This is a genomic window from Neisseria sp. P0021.S007 (assembly GCF_051956855.1).
In genome coordinates this window covers 1-1,020 of the sequence record NZ_JBQCXA010000164.1, presented here as the reverse complement: position 1 = coordinate 1,020, position 1,020 = coordinate 1, and the positions used below count along the sequence as shown (strand labels likewise).

Below are 1,020 nucleotides of genomic sequence, written 5' to 3'. Positions count from 1 at the left end.
CACGAATACCTGGGCGACTTGGTTAAAGAAAAACTGATTTACTATCCAATCGTTTCACGCGAAGAATATGTACACCAAGGCCGTCTGACCGATTTGATGCGCAGCGGCAAACTCTTCGAAGACATCGGCCTGCCTAAAATCAATCCGCAAGACGACCGCGCCATGCTGTGCGGCAGCCCTGCCATGTTGAAAGACACCTGCAGCGTCTTGGACGAATTCGGCCTGACCGTTTCTCCGAAAACCGGCGTTCGCGGCGACTACCTGATTGAGCGCGCATTCGTCGATCAATAACGTACGTCAGCAACAGGCCGTCTGAAACCCTTCTTTCAGACGGCCTAAACCTTAATAATTTATCCCACATTATGCCTACTCTACTCATCATCCGTCCGTCCAACCGTCCACAGCAAGATATCCAAACCTGCCATGCAGCCGGTTGGCAGGCTCAGGTATTGAGTCCGATTGAAATAGAGGCAGACCGTTCGGCACTAAACAAACTTCCCGAACAATTCAAGCAAGCCGATGTGGTGTTTTGGGTCAGCCCGACCACTATTGAAACTGCAGTACCGTATCTGACCTTTTCAGACGGCCCTAAAGTACACATTACCGTCGGCCAAACCAGCCAACATACTTTGGCGCAATTCTCCCCCTATCCCGTATTCTCTCCCGAAGATGGTAACGACAGCGAAGCCGTCTTGAGAATGCCTATTTGGAAAAACCTACCACCCAACGCCCGAGTTCTAATCATTCGAGGCCATGGAGGCCGTGATTTTCTAGCAGACAAACTGACCGAACTGGGTTTCCAAATCAACATCGCTGAAATCTATTTCAGACGGCCACACGCCATCGATTGGCAGAACTTTAAAACTGAAGACATCGCCGCCGCCTACGTTACATCCGGCGAGCTCGCGCGCGAATTTTTCCATCAGATTCCGCCGCAATTTTCCCGATTCTTCGAATCCTTGCTATACTTTACCCACCATCCTCGCATTGCCGATGCGCTTCGCATCGTCGGTGCCAAAC

The 1,020-nt window shown here is 51.0% G+C and carries 1 protein-coding gene and 1 pseudogene; both read left to right on the top strand.

The features are described from left to right. Nucleotides 1-291, top strand: a pseudogene (locus ACTHUR_RS11930) (ferredoxin--NADP reductase); the annotation flags it as partial. 71 nt (nt 292-362) lie between these two features. Next, on the top strand, nt 363-1,020 hold a 658-nt coding region (locus ACTHUR_RS11925), incomplete at its 3' end, for a uroporphyrinogen-III synthase (protein ID WP_440398713.1).